We start from the raw sequence: 15143 nt of genomic DNA, 5'->3' as shown, positions 1-15143 counted from the left end.
GAATTATTGTTTTTAGGTGATGTTACTTCTTAAGATTTTCGTTGACGAAGGCTTCGATCTTATCGTCAGAGTCTTTCAAGAACGGAAGCATGTCACTTTCCGTCTTCATGGTATCTCTACCATTCTTTTCCATAAAGTAGTCCCAAAGTGCGTCTCTAACAGGCATGTCAGAATCGCTCCAATCAAAAACTTCCTTCATGTGACGGTCTAACAATTCTGTCTTAATAACTTCATCTGCCATCTTAAAATTACCTCCTAAATAAATTCTACAAAACCTATTATAGTCTTTTTATTCGTTCTATGCGAATTTAAAACAATTCTTTCCGCATTTTTGCCTTACACCGAGCTTTTGCTTGTAGTAATTGATAACGACTATAATTTGTCTTCTTGCTCGCTTCTTCAATCGTTAATTCTCCCAGAAAAACTTTGAGAGCAATTACCTCTTTTTCTGACAACTTGTTAATAAATTTTTGATACATTTCCTTTCTAGGTGTGATGTGCATCTCTTCAACTTCTTCTTTAATCAAATTTTTATGCACCACATTGTCATAGGAAATAGCTTTAGTAAACGATGTTCTCTTCTGGGCTAATTCATACCTTAAGAGCGATCGGAGATGATTATAAAATTTTGTCCGATAATACGCCCCAAAACTATTTGCTCGTTTCTCATCGTAGGTACAGCAACTTTGATAACACATGATTAATGCTTCTTGTTCCCAGTCATCATGATCAAAATTACGAATGAAAAAATTTAGCTTCGCTCCATTGATTAAAGGCCGATACCGCTCTACTAGTTCATGCAAAGCATCCATATCTTGCTCTTCTTTTACACGTCGAATCAAATAAATTTCATTCAATCTTTCCATTCCGGAAATTCCTCCTTTTCTATTTGGTAATAAGAATAAAAAAGAAAAAATCTCATTCTAAGGGAACAAATGTTTATTAATCACAGGTATATAGCAATTGTACTTTGTTAATGATCAAGACTTTATTGTGTGTCTGTTTTTATAACTATAAGCAATAAAAAATTGTCACTTAGCTCTTTATAAAACTAAATGACAATTTTTTCTAATCTTTAATTATTTTTCAGGATGACGACTATTGAACATCCCATAAAGCAAAACACCAGTTGCAACACTAGCATTTAATGATTGAACATGTCCAACCATTGGGATGGTTAAAGTTTGATCCATTTGCTTTAACAATAATGGAGAAATTCCCTTACCTTCATTACCAATCACAAGCACTGTCTTTCCTTTGGCATTCCACTTACGATAATCTTCACCTTCCATGGCAGTACCAAAAATCCAGTAACCACGCTTTTTCAGCATCTTAGTAGTTTGAACTAAGTTATTAACTCGAGCTACTGGCACATAATCAATTGCACCCGTTGAAGTTTTGGCAACAACAGAAGTTAAACCACTTGCTCTTCTTTTTGGAATAATGACTGCATTCACGCCAGTCGCATCACAAGTTCTTAAGATCGAACCTAGGTTATGGGGATCTTCAATTGAATCAAGCATTAAGATAAATGGTTCTTTTCCTTCTTGGTCAAACTTATCTAATAGTTCATCTAAATCAGCATATTCAAATGGAGCTACAGTTAAAACCAAACCTTGGTGATTTTCATGGTTAACCATTTGATCCAACTTATTTTTAGGAGCATTTTGAACAACTAGATTTTTTTTACGTGCTAATTGATAAACTTGGTTAGCAAATTCTTCCTGAACACCATTTTGTAAAAATACTTTATTAATTAAGTTAGCATCCTGTGTTTTTAAAAAATCAATGCCAGCATGACGTCCATATACAAATTCATCATTATTTGAACTCATAATTATCTAGTCCTCCTTGTTCTACTTGGTCAATGCACCATTTTGCAAGTTCATCAACACGTTCTTTTTTACCTAATAAATCTAAGTATCCAAACATCGCTTCAAATCCAGTTGAGAGCTTGTAAGTGTTAATTGAAGTGTTTTTTGCATGCGTATGACTTTTAGCATTTCTTCCTCTCTTGAAGGCTGCTAATTCATCTTCATCTAGCATTTCTAAGTCTTGCATTTTAGTAATTAATGCTGCTTGAGCTTTTGCGGAAACATAATGTGTTGCATATCGTTGAAGCATTTGTGGTTTTACAATTCCACCCTTAACCAAGTGGCGTCTGATATAAACCTCATATACCCCATCCCCTAAATAAGCTAAAGTAAGAGGACCTAACCCATCTGGATTAGTATTTTTTTCTGTTAAAATCTTCGGCTTAAGCACGGTGCCACCTCGTTCCTTGTGGAGTATCTTCAATTACAATGCCTTTAGCCTGTAACTCATCTCTTAAGCGGTCACTTTCAGCCCAATCCTTATTTTTACGTGCTTCATCGCGTTGAGCAATTAATTTTTCAATTTCATCATCATTTTCAGCTTGCTCTTCCTTAAAGCTAACTCCAAAAATTTCGAGCCAAGCAATCAATAATTTTTTAGCACGCTTTAAAGCTGGCTTATCCACTTGATCTTTTTGCAAGTGATTATTTAAAGTTGTAGCCAAATCGTACATAATACTCAAAGCATTTTGAACATTAAAATCATCATCCATGGCCTCAATAAATTCAGCTTTTGCTTGTGTTAAATCATCCCTTAAGCCATTATCTTCAAGCGTCTCATTTTCATCATTTAGTCTAGCATCAAGATTACGCAAAGTATTTTGGTAGCGTTTAAGAACAGTTTCAGCTTGTTTTAAGCCATCTTCAGAATAGTTAATTGGGCGACGATATTGAACACTAGACATGTAAAAACGTAAAACTTGTGGATCAATTTGCTTTAGAATATCATGCACAGTCACAAAGTTATGGAGTGATTTTGACATTTTTTCTTGTTTATTACCTACTGTCACAAAACCATTGTGCATCCAGTAATTAACAAATTTTTTACCGGTCTTAGCTTCACTTTGAGCAATCTCATTTTCATGGTGTGGAAATTCCAAATCTTGGCCACCACCATGAATATCAATAGTATCGCCTAAGTACTTAGTTGACATTACTGAACATTCAATATGCCAGCCTGGACGCCCCTTTCCCCATGGAGAATCCCAAGCAATTTCATCCTCTTCTTTTTGAGCCTTCCATAAGGCAAAGTCAATTGGATCTTCTTTCTTACTTTGTTCTTCTTCATTAATATGCTCAGAAGCACCTTCTTCAAGTTCAGCAATATTTTGATCGCTTAGTTGACCATAGTTAGGGAATTTTCTAGCACGGTAATATACGTCCCCATCAACTTCATAAGCAAAGCCTTTATCAATTAAATCTTGAACAAAGTCAATAATTTCTTTAATTTCATGAGTTGCGCGTGGATGAAGAGTAGCTGGCTCAATATTTAATGCTTCGGTATCTTCCATAAAAGCCTTAATGTAGCGCTCAGCAAGCTTTTCGACAGTTGTATGTTCTTTACGTGCCTCATTAATCATCTTATCGTCAACATCGGTGAAGTTAGAAACATAATTCACATCATAGCCTCGATACTCAAAATATCGACGAATTGTATCAAATGCAATCACACTGCGGGCATTTCCAATATGAATATAATTATAAACAGTTGGTCCACAAACGTACATGCTTACTTTTCCAGCTACTAATGGCTTAAACTCTTCTTTTTTTCGAGTTAAAGTATTAAAGACCTTCATGATCATCCCTCTTTCATTTAAGACATTCTTTCATAACTATTCTAACAAAAAAAGCTACGCTTTCACGTAGCTTTAACTGTATTAAATAATTAAAGACCTAAATCACTTAATTGCTTTAAAGTTAAGTCAATGTACTTGTTAACTTTTTCCTTACCCATTAACTCAATAGCTTCACCAATACCAGGTCCAACCATTGAACGAGTAGCAGCAATTCTAATTGGCATAAATAATTTTCTACCCTTTACCCCAGTTTCACGACGAGTAGCTTGAATTGCGTTCATAGCTTGTACAGCAGTAAAGCGAGGAACAGCATTTAATTGCTTCTTGAATTCTTCAATTACAGGACGAGCATCGTCTTTCTTGATTTCTTCAATTTCCGCATCAGATAATTCTGGAGCTTCTTCAAAGAAGATCTTAGCAATATCTACAATTTGCTTAGTATAAGACATTTGTACGGCGTAAATATTTACTAATTGACGAACCCATTCCATCTTTTCTGGTGAAATTGCTTTATCAACTAAACCTGCTTCTTGTAAGTTATTCAAAGCAAGATCTAATAAAAGATCACGGTCTGCCTTCTTAACGTATTGGTTGTTAATCCATTCAAGTTTCTTCTGGTCAAAGGCAGCTGGTGACTTAGATAAACGCTTAGGATCAAATGACTTAATTAATTCTCTTTGTGAGAAAATTTCACTTTCACCAACAGGAGACCAACCAAGTAAGGTAATAAAGTTGAACATTGCGTCTGGTAAGTAACCAAGGTCACGGTATTGTTCAATAAATTGAAGAACTGATTCATCACGCTTAGAAAGTTTTTTACCAGTTTCAGAGTTAATGATCAAAGTCATGTGACCAAACTTAGGTGGTTCCCAGCCAAGTGCTTCATAAACAACTAATTGCTTAGGAGTGTTAGCTACGTGGTCGTCCCCTCTAAGAACGTGAGTAATTTCCATTAGGTGGTCATCAATTACAACGGCAAAGTTGTAGGTTGGCATACCATCACGTTTTTGAATAACGAAGTCACCACCGATAGTATCTGATTCAAATGATACCTTACCCTTAACCATATCTTCCCAAGCATAAGTTCTATTTTCAGGAATGTGGATACGAACAACTGGCTTTAAGCCTTTTGCTTCTGCAGCTGCTTGAGCTTCTTTAATTTCATCAGCGGTCATGCCTTCATATTCATAAGTGTAGTGAGGAGCAATTCCCATTGCACGTTGTTCTTCACGTTGTGCTTCAAGTTCTTCCTCAGTCTTGTATGAATAGTAAGCTTTACCTTCATCAATTAATTGTTGAATATATTTATTGTAAATATCTTTACGCTCTGATTGGCGGTAAGGGCCAAAGTCGCCACCCTTATCAGGACCTTCATCCCAGTCAATACCTAACCAGTGCAAGTTTTCCATTTGGGACTTAGAACCACCTTCAACGTTACGTTTTTGGTCCGTATCTTCAATTCTTAAGACCATTGTCCCTTTATTGTGACGTGCAAATAGATAGTTAAATAATGCAGTACGTGCGTTACCAATGTGCAAGTGACCTGTTGGACTTGGTGCGTAACGAACGCGGATTTTTTGTTTTGCCAAAATTAAAGCGCCTCTTTCAAAATTTATTAAAATTCATCCATTTAAGTGTAACTTTTAACGAGCAAAAGTTCAATCTCTCTGCTAGTTAAAAACAAGTTTTAAAGCTTGTGGTAAACTTGCTACTCCAATTACTTCGATCTCAGAGTTATTCTTAAGTTCCTGGCTTAAGTTGTTTTTAGGAATAAAAATCCTCTTAAAGCCTACTTTTGCGGCCTCTTTAACTCTAGCTTCGATTTGACTAACTCTTCTAATTTCACCAGTTAAGCCAACTTCGCCTACAAAGCAATCAGTCGAAGAAATTTCTTTATTTTTATAACTTGAAGCAACTGCCATGCAAATTGCAAGATCAATTGCTGGTTCATTTAATTTAATCCCACCAGTTGCAGTTAGAAAAGCATCTTGGTTTTGAAGCATTAAGTTGCCTCTTTTTTCTAAAACTGCCAATAAAAGTGCTACTCGATTAAAATCTAATCCTGAAGTTGTTCTTTTTGCATATCCGAATGCTGTTGGGGTTACTAAAGCTTGGATATCTGCAAGAAGAGGCCGCGTTCCTTCAAGTGAAACAACAACTGAGGAACCAGTCGAATTAGGTAAGCGTTCGTCTAAGAAAATAGCTGAAGGATTACTTACTTCTGCTAACCCTTCATTTTTCATCTCAAACATTCCAATTTCATTAGCTGCACCAAAACGATTCTTTACTGATCTTAAAATTCGATATGAGTGGTGCCCATCTCCTTCAAAGTAAAGAACGGTATCAACCATATGTTCCATAATCTTAGGCCCAGCAATTGCTCCTTCTTTAGTTACATGGCCAATAACAAAAGTAGTTATTTGTTCATTTTTAGCAATTTTCATTAGTTCACTTGTTACTTCACGTACTTGAGAAGCAGATCCAACCATTGAATCAAGTGAAGGTTCATTCATTGTTTGAATAGAATCAATTACCAAAAAATCTGGCTTAATTTCATCAATCTGGTCACGAATATTCTGCATATTTGTTTCTGGATAAAGCAAAATTCCGCTATTGCTTACTCCTAATCGATCTGCCCGCATCTTTATTTGACTTGCGGACTCTTCTCCTGAAACATATAAGACGCTATGTTCTTTAGCTAAAGCGCCAGTAATTTGAAGCATTAAGGTTGATTTTCCAATTCCTGGATCTCCTCCAATTAAAACTAAAGATCCTGGAACAATCCCTCCTCCTAAAACTCGATTTAATTCTTCAAAAGGAGTCACAATTCTTTTTTCTTTCTCAGCTTTTACTTCAGTTAACTTCACTGGATCATTATTTCCAATTTTAGTCATCAACCGGCTTGCAGTTGCCTTAGTTGATACTTTTTTAATTTCCTGTGTCTCTTCTTCAAATTGATTCCAAGCACCACAATTGGGACATCTTCCAAGATAGGAAGCAGAAATATATCCACAATTACGACACTTATAACGAGTTTTAACTTTTGCCATTAGTCATCATTCCTTGTTCCAGACGAACCAAATCCTCCAAGACGCTGTCTTTGAACTGGATCATCATTATCTGCTTTTAAGTAAGGCATAAAAATTCCTTGTCCAATTCGTTCACCCTTTTTGATCTTTAGCGGACGAACGCCGTAATTAATTAATTGAAAGTAAATTTCACCTTCGTTTTTTTCATTATTATAGTAGTCACTGTCAATTACACCAATCCCGTTTGGCAAAGTAACATTTCGCTTATAAGTATTAGAAGAGCGGTTAGCTAAAATTAGAACTTCATTCTCTGGCATATATGCCTTAATTCCAGTGGGTACTAAAAAAGGCTTTAATACTTTTTCAGCTAATTGTAGATCGTGTTCATTTAATTCATGACCATTTCTAATTAGTCTAAAAATTCGAACAAAGTTCATACACCAAATTGATGGTAAAACTATATCTTGTGCACATTCAAAGTCATAGCCCGCACTCGCAATTGTTTGGCGTTGAGGCAGGTGGAGGCCTGCATTACGGTATTTAGATACTATTTCAAAACCACGTTTTTTCATTTTTATCCTCTCTTACATTCACTTAGACCTATATTTTACGTTAATTTATTATACTTGTCCTACTTATATATACGAAAAAAACACTTATTTTTTATGACCAAATATTCGACTGAATTAAAAATTGAAATTGTTTCCAAATATTTAAATCATGAAGATTCAATAAAAGGTTTAGCTAAACAATATAATATTCATTGGACTCTTATTCGTAGGTGGGTTGATAAGGCTAAGTGTCAAGGTTTAGCTGCCTTATCTGTTAAACATACTAAAACTACTTATTCTTCTGACTTTAGGCTAAATGTGGTACGCTACTACTTAACACATTCTATTGGAGTTTCAAAGGTAGCGGCTAAGTTTAATATTAGTGATTCTCAAGTATACAATTGGGCTAAAAAGTTCAATGAAGAAGGATACGCTGGGCTGCTGCCTAAACAGAAAGGTCGGCCTAGGAAAGTGCCTAAAAAGAGTAAGAAGACAACTAAAAAGTTAGAACTTAGTGAAAAGCAAAAGTATGAAGAAAAAATTCTTAAGCAGGAAGCTGAATTAGAAAGACTTAGAGTGGAAAATCTTGTCTTAAAAAAAGTGGCTGCCCGATATCCACGTTATCCAACAAACAAAAAACACAATTAATACAGGATATTCGGGCAAAACACCATCAAATTAAACTTAAGGTCTTATTTAAGGTGCTTAAATTAAATAGAAAGACTTACTATGACAATGTAAAAAATAGAATTAATCAAGCTGATAAGTATGCTTTAGTAAAAGAGAAGATTCAAGAAATCTATTATGGCTATGAAGGACAAGAAACATATGGTTATCGTCCTATGTGGGGAGCGTTAAGAGATGAAGGATTTAAATTTTCTCTAGAAACAGTATGTAAGTTAATGAGAAGTTTAGGAATAAAAACAACAATTTATCATAAAAATACTGGTAAATATAGTTCGTATAAGGGTAATGTAGGAAAGAAAGCACCAAATATCCTAAATCAAACTTTTGATGAAACTATCCCCTATAAAGTTCTTCATACCGATGTAACCGAATATAAACTAACTAACGGCAAGAAAGTTTATATTTCTCCTGTAGTAGATAAAGCTTCTTTGGAGATTCTAGCTTGTGCAGTAAGTTACTCTCCTGAAATGAAAACTATTTATAATATGCTAGATGAACTAGCAGATAATCTTCCACCAGGAGCTGCTCCTATCCTTCATTCAGATCAAGGCTTTCAATATCAGAATCCAGGCTATCAGGCTCGACTAAAGAAAATGAATATAATCCAAAGCATGTCCCTAAAAGGAAATTGTCATGATAATGCACCAGGAGAAACGATATTTAATCTAATGAAGAGAGAAAAACTGAATCGACTTAAGATTGGAAGTTTAGAAGAGATGAAGGAAATTCTGAAAGATTATATTTATTGGTTTAACAATGTTAGAAGATCAAACAAATTAAAATACACGACTCCTGTAAAATACAGAAATCGTGTATTATCAAATCTTTAAAATTTTATAAATGTCTAACTTTTCTATGGCACTTCATGGACCAATAAGTGCTTTATTTTTTATCATACTTTATTAACTGGAATATAAACTTGAGCGTTATTTGGTAAAACATAATTTACATTATTATAGCCATTCCAGTTAGTTTGCATATCATTCATTTTAGTTTGAATATTATTAACTTTAACCTTTGTTAATCCTAGTGCTTGACGGGTATTATCTGACAAACGCTGCATTTCCCGATTTGGAGCTATCTGAAAACTAAAATTATCAATTGTCGCATTTTTTCCTTGTAAATGATCACTCTGAGTATCGGCTAATGCTCCATGATAGTTCTTATATAGAGTCATTAAATCATCTAAAGGTAAATCAGTCCGAACATTATCTTTGGCTGTGTCGAGTAAAGAATTCATTTGCATAATATTTTTTGATTTATTAACTTTTGTCAGAGCACTAAGTAGAACCTGCTGGCCCCGTTTTTGACGGCCATAGTCATTATCAGGATCATCATATCTCATTCTACTGTAGCCTAAAGCCTCGCTACCATTTAAATACTGTTTTCCCTTAGGATATGTATGTCCTTCATACTTAAAAGAAAAAGGATTATTAACAGTAACGCCGCCAACAGCGTTTACGGTCTTTTCTAATCCACCCATATTAACCAAGGCATAATAATCAACAGGAACATCCAGTAATTCATGAACCTGCTTTTTTATTTCTCTAGGTCCGCCTAAAGCATAGGCTGCATTAATTTTGGTATATTCTACCTTATTTTTGGTTTCAACCCTTACTAAGGTATCTCGAGGAATAGCAGTTGTAGTTAAAGTATGCTTTTTAGGATTAACAGTAATTAATTCCAAAGTATCTGTATTTCCAGCATAACTAGTTCCTCGTCCTAAGGCTCCCACATCAGTACCTAATACCAAGATTGAAAATGGGTTTCCTTGTTTTAATTGCTGACGACTGGCTAAAGAATGATTAGTAGAAATAGTATTAGCCGTCGATTGAATTTTTTGGTATTCATAACCAAAAATTCCTAAAACCGCTACCATTAAGATCCCAACTATTGAGAAAAATAAATATTTTTTCTTGAGTTTCATATTTTTTCCTCCAAATTCCGTGATCAGAATAACAAAAAGAAGCATCTAATTGTCTCTTTTATCTATTTTTTTAATAAAGCTTTAGACTAATAAAAAAATTATTTATATCATATTCAAATTTTAAATACCATGACTAGACGTAACTCTTTATTTTAAGCTAAAATATAATTAAGCTTTTTTTAATTAAGGAGGATTTTATGAGCAAAGAAATCACAAACGATCTTATTAATAATTTCGAAAATGACTTTAACTCAAGTAAAGCTAACAAAATTGCGGCTCGTGCTGCTCAAGAAAATGGCATTTTTAAAGCTAGTCAAAATCTACAAACTAAGATTGACTTAGACCCAACTTTTTCAATTGAAATTGATACTGGGAAAGTTGCTAACCAAAAACAATCTGGTCGCTGCTGGATGTTCAGTGCTTTAAACACTATGCGTCATTCAATTCAAAAGAACTTCAAAATTAAGGACTTTGAATTATCTCAAAATTACACTAACTTCTGGGACAAATTTGAAAAGTCAAACTGGTTCTTTGAAAATGTAATTACTACTGCCGATAAAGATTTGGGTGATCGTAAAGTTGCCTTCCTATTTGCAACCCCACAACAAGACGGTGGTCAATGGGATATGCTTTGCGGAATAATTGAAAAATATGGTATTGTTCCAAAGAAAGTTTACCCAGAAACTGCTAATGCAACTAATTCAAGTGCTTTAAATGACACTCTAAATACCCTTCTTAGAAAAGATGGTCTTGAATTACGTAAGATGGTTCAAGATGGAAAGAGTGAAGAAGAAGTTCAAGAACGCAAAAACGAAATGCTTAAAGAAGTTTACCGTATTTTAGCTATTTCTCTTGGTGTTCCACCTAAAACTTTTGATTTTGAATACAAAGATGATGATGGTAACTACCATAGAGATGCTGCCTTAAGTCCACAAGACTTCTTTAAAAAGTATGTTGGTTGGGACTTAAGTGAATACATTTCCACAATTAATGCACCGACTAAAGACAAGCCTTTCCATAAAGTATTTTCTGTTGAATACTTAGGAAATGTGGAAGGCGGACGTCAAGTACGTCACTTGAACTTACCAATTGATGAAATGAAAGATTTGATTATCACTCAACTTAAAAACGGTGAAGTTGTTTGGTTTGGATCAAATGTTGTTAAAGACTCTGAACGTCAAGCCGGTTTACTTGATACTGAATTATATAAACGTGACGACTTATTTGATGTTGATTTTGACATGTCTAAAGCTGACATGCTTGATTCAGGCGAAAGCTTGATGGACCACGCAATGGTTATTACAGGTGTTGACCTAGTAGATGGCAAGCCAACTAAGTGGAAGATTGAAAATTCTTGGGGTGAAAAGCCTGGATTTAAAGGTTACTTTGTAATGAGTGACAGCTGGTTCGATAAATTTGTTTACCAAGCAGTTATCAACAAGAAACACCTTAGCGATGACTTAAAGAAGACTTTTGAAGAAGGCAGTAAAGATCCAATTCAATTACTTCCTTGGGATCCAATGGGTGCTTTAGCTAATAATTATTAGAAATAAAAATCATTCGGAATGCAACATAAAGCAAACTGAATGATTTTTATTTTGTCTCTTTTTAAATAATTTCTTACTATAAAATTAACAAATTATTATAGAATATTGAGTGTAGACAAAATATTAGACATACGTCTCTAAATTACATCTAATACTTAATTAAAAAAGAAATGTTTAAAACTAACTTTTAAATATACTCTCAATGATTAAATAAGGCCTGTGTTGTAAAAAAATTTTTTCTTTCTTATACTTAAGAAAAGAGGAATTTCAAAGGAGAAATGTGATGACAGTTCATATTACAAATATAAATGGTATGGCCATAAACAGCGTAGCTCAAAATGCTCAAAATATGGTTGTAGATTTTGCAAAACAATTAGGGATGAATGAGTTCGGTATTTATGTTTATCATTGGAAAGAGGAACCACTACAAGCAAGAAGCACCCGTTTTGATGGGATTATTGCTTCCCTTAACGGTGGTGATACTGTCATTTTTCAATCTCCTAGTTGGATCGCGATTGAATGGGATCAAGCACTGATTGACCATATCAATCTTTATCCTAATATTAAAAAAATCATCTTTATTCATGATGTAATTCCCCTAATGTTTGAAGTTAATCGCTATCTCATGCCTCAATATATTGATTACTATAACAAGGCTGACGTTTTAATTGTCCCATCGAAAAAAATGTATGATCTTTTAAGAGAAAACGGCTTAAAAGAAAAGCCATATGTGGTTCAACATTTTTGGGATCATCCAGCAACTGTTAACTACTTCATTACCCCTGAAAATAATAAAGTAATTAATTTCGCTGGCAATGCGGACAAATTTGATTTTGTTAAAACTTGGAACTGTCAAAATATTAAATTAAAAGTTTATTCAGACCCTGAAAATAATGATTCTGAACACAATGTTGAACTTACTGGTTGGAAACATGATCCTGTTTTATTAGAAGAACTACGACAAACTGGTGGATTCGGCTTAGTTTGGTCTGAAGAGCCATATTGGTCTGAATATATGAAAGTAAATGCTTCTTATAAACTTAGCACCTACTTAGCAGCAGGTTTACCAATTATTGTAAATAGCGCTACTCCAGAAGCTGAAGCTATAAAAAATAAGCATCTAGGCATTATTGCTGACAGTCTAGATGAAGCTCAAGCCAAAGTTCTTCAAACTAATAATGAAGATTATAGACAAATGATTGATAGTGTTAATAATTTTGGTAGTTTAATTCGTAATGGTTACTTTACTAAAAAAGCATTAGTTGACGCTGTGGTAAAAGCTCAATACAATAATTAACTAAAAACTCCCTGAGAATGAAGTGCCATAGAAAAGTTAGACATTTATAAAATTTTAAAGATTTGATAATACACGATTTCTGTATTTTACAGGAGTCGTGTATTTTAATTTGTTTGATCTTCTAACATTGTTAAACCAATAAATATAATCTTTCAGAATTTCCTTCATCTCTTCTAAACTTCCAATCTTAAGTCGATTCAGTTTTTCTCTCTTCATTAGATTAAATATCGTTTCTCCTGGTGCATTATCATGACAATTTCCTTTTAGGGACATGCTTTGGATTATATTCATTTTCTTTAGTCGAGCCTGATAGCCTGGATTCTGATATTGAAAGCCTTGATCTGAATGAAGGATAGGAGCAGCTCCTGGTGGAAGATTATCTGCTAGTTCATCTAGCATATTATAAATAGTTTTCATTTCAGGAGAGTAACTTACTGCACAAGCTAGAATCTCCAAAGAAGCTTTATCTACTACAGGAGAAATATAAACTTTCTTGCCGTTAGTTAGTTTATATTCGGTTACATCGGTATGAAGAACTTTATAGGGGATAGTTTCATCAAAAGTTTGATTTAGGATATTTGGTGCTTTCTTTCCTACATTACCCTTATACGAACTATATTTACCAGTATTTTTATGATAAATTGTTGTTTTTATTCCTAAACTTCTCATTAACTTACATACTGTTTCTAGAGAAAATTTAAATCCTTCATCTCTTAACGCTCCCCACATAGGACGATAACCATATGTTTCTTGTCCTTCATAGCCATAATAGATTTCTTGAATCTTCTCTTTTACTAAAGCATACTTATCAGCTTGATTAATTCTATTTTTTACATTGTCATAGTAAGTCTTTCTATTTAATTTAAGCACCTTAAATAAGACCTTAAGTTTAATTTGATGGTGTTTTGCCCGAATATCCTGTATTAATTGTGTTTTTTGTTTGTTGGATAACGTGGATATCGGGCAGCCACTTTTTTTAAGACAAGATTTTCCACTCTAAGTCTTTCTAATTCAGCTTCCTGCTTAAGAATTTTTTCTTCATACTTTTGCTTTTCACTAAGTTCTAACTTTTTAGTTGTCTTCTTACTCTTTTTAGGCACTTTCCTAGGCCGACCTTTCTGTTTAGGCAGCAGCCCAGCGTATCCTTCTTCATTGAACTTTTTAGCCCAATTGTATACTTGAGAATCACTAATATTAAACTTAGCCGCTACCTTTGAAACTCCAATAGAATGTGTTAAGTAGTAGCGTACCACATTTAGCCTAAAGTCAGAAGAATAAGTAGTTTTAGTATGTTTAACAGATAAGGCAGCTAAACCTTGACACTTAGCCTTATCAACCCACCTACGAATAAGAGTCCAATGAATATTATATTGTTTAGCTAAACCTTTTATTGAATCTTCATGATTTAAATATTTGGAAACAATTTCAATTTTTAATTCAGTCGAATATTTGGTCATAAAAAAATACCTCATAATTATTAGATTTTATGTCTAACAATTATGAGGCACTTCAATCTCAGAGAGTTTTATTTTTATTCAATTATATTTTCTTGTACTTCTTCAAGATCGCCATCTTTTGCTTAGCATTACGATATTTTAGATAATCTCCATCCTTTAATGCTGTATCGATACAAATATTTAGACGATAGCAATATGCTTCAATTTCTGTTGTAATATCAAAACCGAGCTGACTTAACAAACTTATTCTTTCTTCCACAGCTTCTAAAGGGAAAACGGCAGTCTTATTAGCCTGTGCAGAGACACTATTTTCAAAAATACGGTGCGTATAAATTGCCTTATTCATGTATGCAATTTTATCTGCTAATAGGTATATTTTCCATGTAGTTAGATCATCTTCTACACGAGCATTAATAGGATAAACTATATTTTCAAAAAGAGATTTTTTATATAATTTTGCCCATGGCACAGCAAAAATGATGGACATATTATAAGGTACCGTCTCGTATTCTACAGTAAACCATTCTTCTGGAGTGTAGGTCTTTTCAAAGTAATCATCTTCTTTAAGCCAAATCCCATATGCTCTTTTTTCTTCAATGAAATGATTAAAATTTCCTACAGCAATATCTGCATCGTTCTTTTTCAACAGCTTATAAAGTTCTTCAATATGAGTTTCACTCAGCAGATCATCATGATCTACAAATAAAACATATTCACCAGTTGCCATTTCAAGACCAGCATTACGGCTTGAGCCTACTCCACCATTTTTCTTGTGCAAAATTCTTATATTGGCATATTTTTCCCGATATTTTTCACATAATTCGGGGGTACTATCTGTAGATCCATCGTCTACTAAAATAATTTCAAGATTAGAATAAGTCTGTCTTAAGACACTGTCCAAACATTGAGCTAAATATTCTTCATCATTATATACAGGAATAATTACTGAGATTTTTTCCATGCGCTATTCTCTCATTG

General features: G+C 33.8%; 14 protein-coding genes. 3 read left to right on the top strand and 11 right to left on the bottom strand.

What is annotated here, in order from left to right; genetic code table 11:
- Positions 1 to 22: 22 nt before the first annotated feature.
- The 8 genes from GTO82_RS01995 to GTO82_RS01960 all read right to left on the bottom strand — a co-directional run bounded on the left by GTO82_RS01995 (position 23) and on the right by GTO82_RS01960 (position 7271).
- The gene (locus GTO82_RS01995; RefSeq protein ID WP_003649422.1) at positions 23 to 241 is read right to left on the bottom strand and encodes a hypothetical protein; all 219 of its coding nucleotides are present in this window, start codon (positions 239 to 241) and stop codon (positions 23 to 25) included.
- A gap of 67 nt (positions 242 to 308) precedes the next feature.
- Entirely contained in the window at positions 309 to 866 is a 558-nt protein-coding gene (locus GTO82_RS01990; RefSeq protein WP_180873567.1) for a sigma-70 family RNA polymerase sigma factor, read from the bottom strand.
- A 213-nt stretch (positions 867 to 1079) separates the two neighbouring features.
- Positions 1080 to 1835, bottom strand: a complete 756-nt coding sequence (rlmB, locus tag GTO82_RS01985) for a 23S rRNA (guanosine(2251)-2'-O)-methyltransferase RlmB (protein WP_180873566.1) — start codon at positions 1833 to 1835, stop codon at positions 1080 to 1082.
- Positions 1822 to 2265, bottom strand: a complete 444-nt coding sequence (locus tag GTO82_RS01980; RefSeq protein ID WP_004895772.1) for a Mini-ribonuclease 3 — start codon at positions 2263 to 2265, stop codon at positions 1822 to 1824. Before GTO82_RS01980 ends, rlmB begins: the two co-directional genes overlap by 14 nt.
- A complete protein-coding gene (gene cysS, locus GTO82_RS01975) occupies positions 2258 to 3670 on the bottom strand; it encodes a cysteine--tRNA ligase (RefSeq protein WP_180873565.1) in 1413 nt (470 codons plus the stop codon). The genes GTO82_RS01980 and cysS overlap by 8 nt, the downstream gene beginning before the upstream one ends.
- Before the next feature lie 89 nt (positions 3671 to 3759).
- On the bottom strand, positions 3760 to 5259 hold the full coding sequence (gltX, locus tag GTO82_RS01970) for a glutamate--tRNA ligase (protein WP_180873564.1): 1500 nt from the start codon (positions 5257 to 5259) through the stop codon (positions 3760 to 3762).
- A gap of 81 nt (positions 5260 to 5340) precedes the next feature.
- Positions 5341 to 6720 carry a DNA repair protein RadA gene (radA, locus tag GTO82_RS01965; protein WP_180873563.1) on the bottom strand — a complete coding sequence of 460 codons (1380 nt, stop codon included), beginning with the start codon at positions 6718 to 6720 and terminating at the stop codon, positions 5341 to 5343.
- Positions 6720 to 7271, bottom strand: a complete 552-nt coding sequence (locus GTO82_RS01960; protein ID WP_014567124.1) for a hypothetical protein — start codon at positions 7269 to 7271, stop codon at positions 6720 to 6722. Before GTO82_RS01960 ends, radA begins: the two co-directional genes overlap by 1 nt.
- Positions 7272 to 7364: 93 nt before the next feature.
- Between GTO82_RS01960 and GTO82_RS01955 the strand changes: the two genes are divergently transcribed.
- A protein-coding gene (locus GTO82_RS01955) for an IS3-like element IS1223 family transposase (RefSeq protein ID WP_180873561.1) occupies positions 7365 to 8767 on the top strand; the annotation gives its coding sequence in 2 pieces (ribosomal slippage) (positions 7365 to 7839 and positions 7839 to 8767; 1404 coding nt in all).
- A gap of 62 nt (positions 8768 to 8829) precedes the next feature.
- Here GTO82_RS01955 and GTO82_RS01950 read toward each other — a convergent pair.
- Positions 8830 to 9864, bottom strand: a complete 1035-nt coding sequence (locus tag GTO82_RS01950) for an LCP family protein (RefSeq protein WP_180873562.1) — start codon at positions 9862 to 9864, stop codon at positions 8830 to 8832.
- Positions 9865 to 10061: 197 nt separating this feature from the next.
- Here GTO82_RS01950 and pepC point away from each other — a divergent pair, with 197 nt between their 5' ends.
- Positions 10062 to 11411 (top strand): aminopeptidase C, encoded by a 1350-nt coding sequence (pepC, locus tag GTO82_RS01945; protein WP_086874640.1) that lies wholly within the window; start codon positions 10062 to 10064, stop codon positions 11409 to 11411.
- Between the two features lie 283 nt (positions 11412 to 11694).
- Entirely contained in the window at positions 11695 to 12708 is a 1014-nt protein-coding gene (locus tag GTO82_RS01940; RefSeq protein ID WP_014567121.1) for a sugar transferase, read from the top strand.
- 54 nt (positions 12709 to 12762) lie between these two features.
- Here GTO82_RS01940 and GTO82_RS01935 read toward each other — a convergent pair.
- Together GTO82_RS01935 and GTO82_RS01930 are read right to left on the bottom strand one after the other, a co-directional pair.
- Positions 12763 to 14165 (bottom strand): IS3-like element IS1223 family transposase gene (locus tag GTO82_RS01935; protein WP_180873561.1). Its coding sequence is split into 2 segments (ribosomal slippage): positions 12763 to 13691 and positions 13691 to 14165, totalling 1404 coding nucleotides; the frame shifts between segments, so codons are not numbered across the junction.
- Between the two features lie 82 nt (positions 14166 to 14247).
- Complete coding sequence (locus GTO82_RS01930) at positions 14248 to 15126, bottom strand: glycosyltransferase family 2 protein (RefSeq protein ID WP_014567120.1); 879 nt, start codon at positions 15124 to 15126, stop codon at positions 14248 to 14250.
- Between the last annotated feature and the right edge of the window lie 17 nt (positions 15127 to 15143).

Origin of the sequence: Lactobacillus johnsonii, from assembly GCF_013487865.1 — a bacterium.
GTDB lineage: Bacteria > Bacillota > Bacilli > Lactobacillales > Lactobacillaceae > Lactobacillus > Lactobacillus johnsonii_A.
This window is presented reverse-complemented; position numbering and strand designations above follow the sequence as displayed.

What these genes read in the sequence shown, in the direction of transcription:
- GTO82_RS01995 (WP_003649422.1), bottom strand. Translation starts at nt 241, where the DNA reads ATGGCAGATGAAGTTATTAAGACAGAATTGTTAGACCGTCACATGAAG.
- GTO82_RS01990 (WP_180873567.1), bottom strand. Translation starts at nt 866, where the DNA reads ATGGAAAGATTGAATGAAATTTATTTGATTCGACGTGTAAAAGAAGAG.
- rlmB (WP_180873566.1), bottom strand. Translation starts at nt 1,835, where the DNA reads ATGAGTTCAAATAATGATGAATTTGTATATGGACGTCATGCTGGCATT.
- cysS (WP_180873565.1), bottom strand. Translation starts at nt 3,670, where the DNA reads ATGAAGGTCTTTAATACTTTAACTCGAAAAAAAGAAGAGTTTAAGCCA.
- radA (WP_180873563.1), bottom strand. Translation starts at nt 6,720, where the DNA reads ATGGCAAAAGTTAAAACTCGTTATAAGTGTCGTAATTGTGGATATATT.
- GTO82_RS01960 (WP_014567124.1), bottom strand. Translation starts at nt 7,271, where the DNA reads ATGAAAAAACGTGGTTTTGAAATAGTATCTAAATACCGTAATGCAGGC.
- GTO82_RS01950 (WP_180873562.1), bottom strand. Translation starts at nt 9,864, where the DNA reads ATGAAACTCAAGAAAAAATATTTATTTTTCTCAATAGTTGGGATCTTA.
- pepC (WP_086874640.1), top strand. Translation starts at nt 10,062, where the DNA reads ATGAGCAAAGAAATCACAAACGATCTTATTAATAATTTCGAAAATGAC.
- GTO82_RS01940 (WP_014567121.1), top strand. Translation starts at nt 11,695, where the DNA reads ATGACAGTTCATATTACAAATATAAATGGTATGGCCATAAACAGCGTA.
- GTO82_RS01930 (WP_014567120.1), bottom strand. Translation starts at nt 15,126, where the DNA reads ATGGAAAAAATCTCAGTAATTATTCCTGTATATAATGATGAAGAATAT.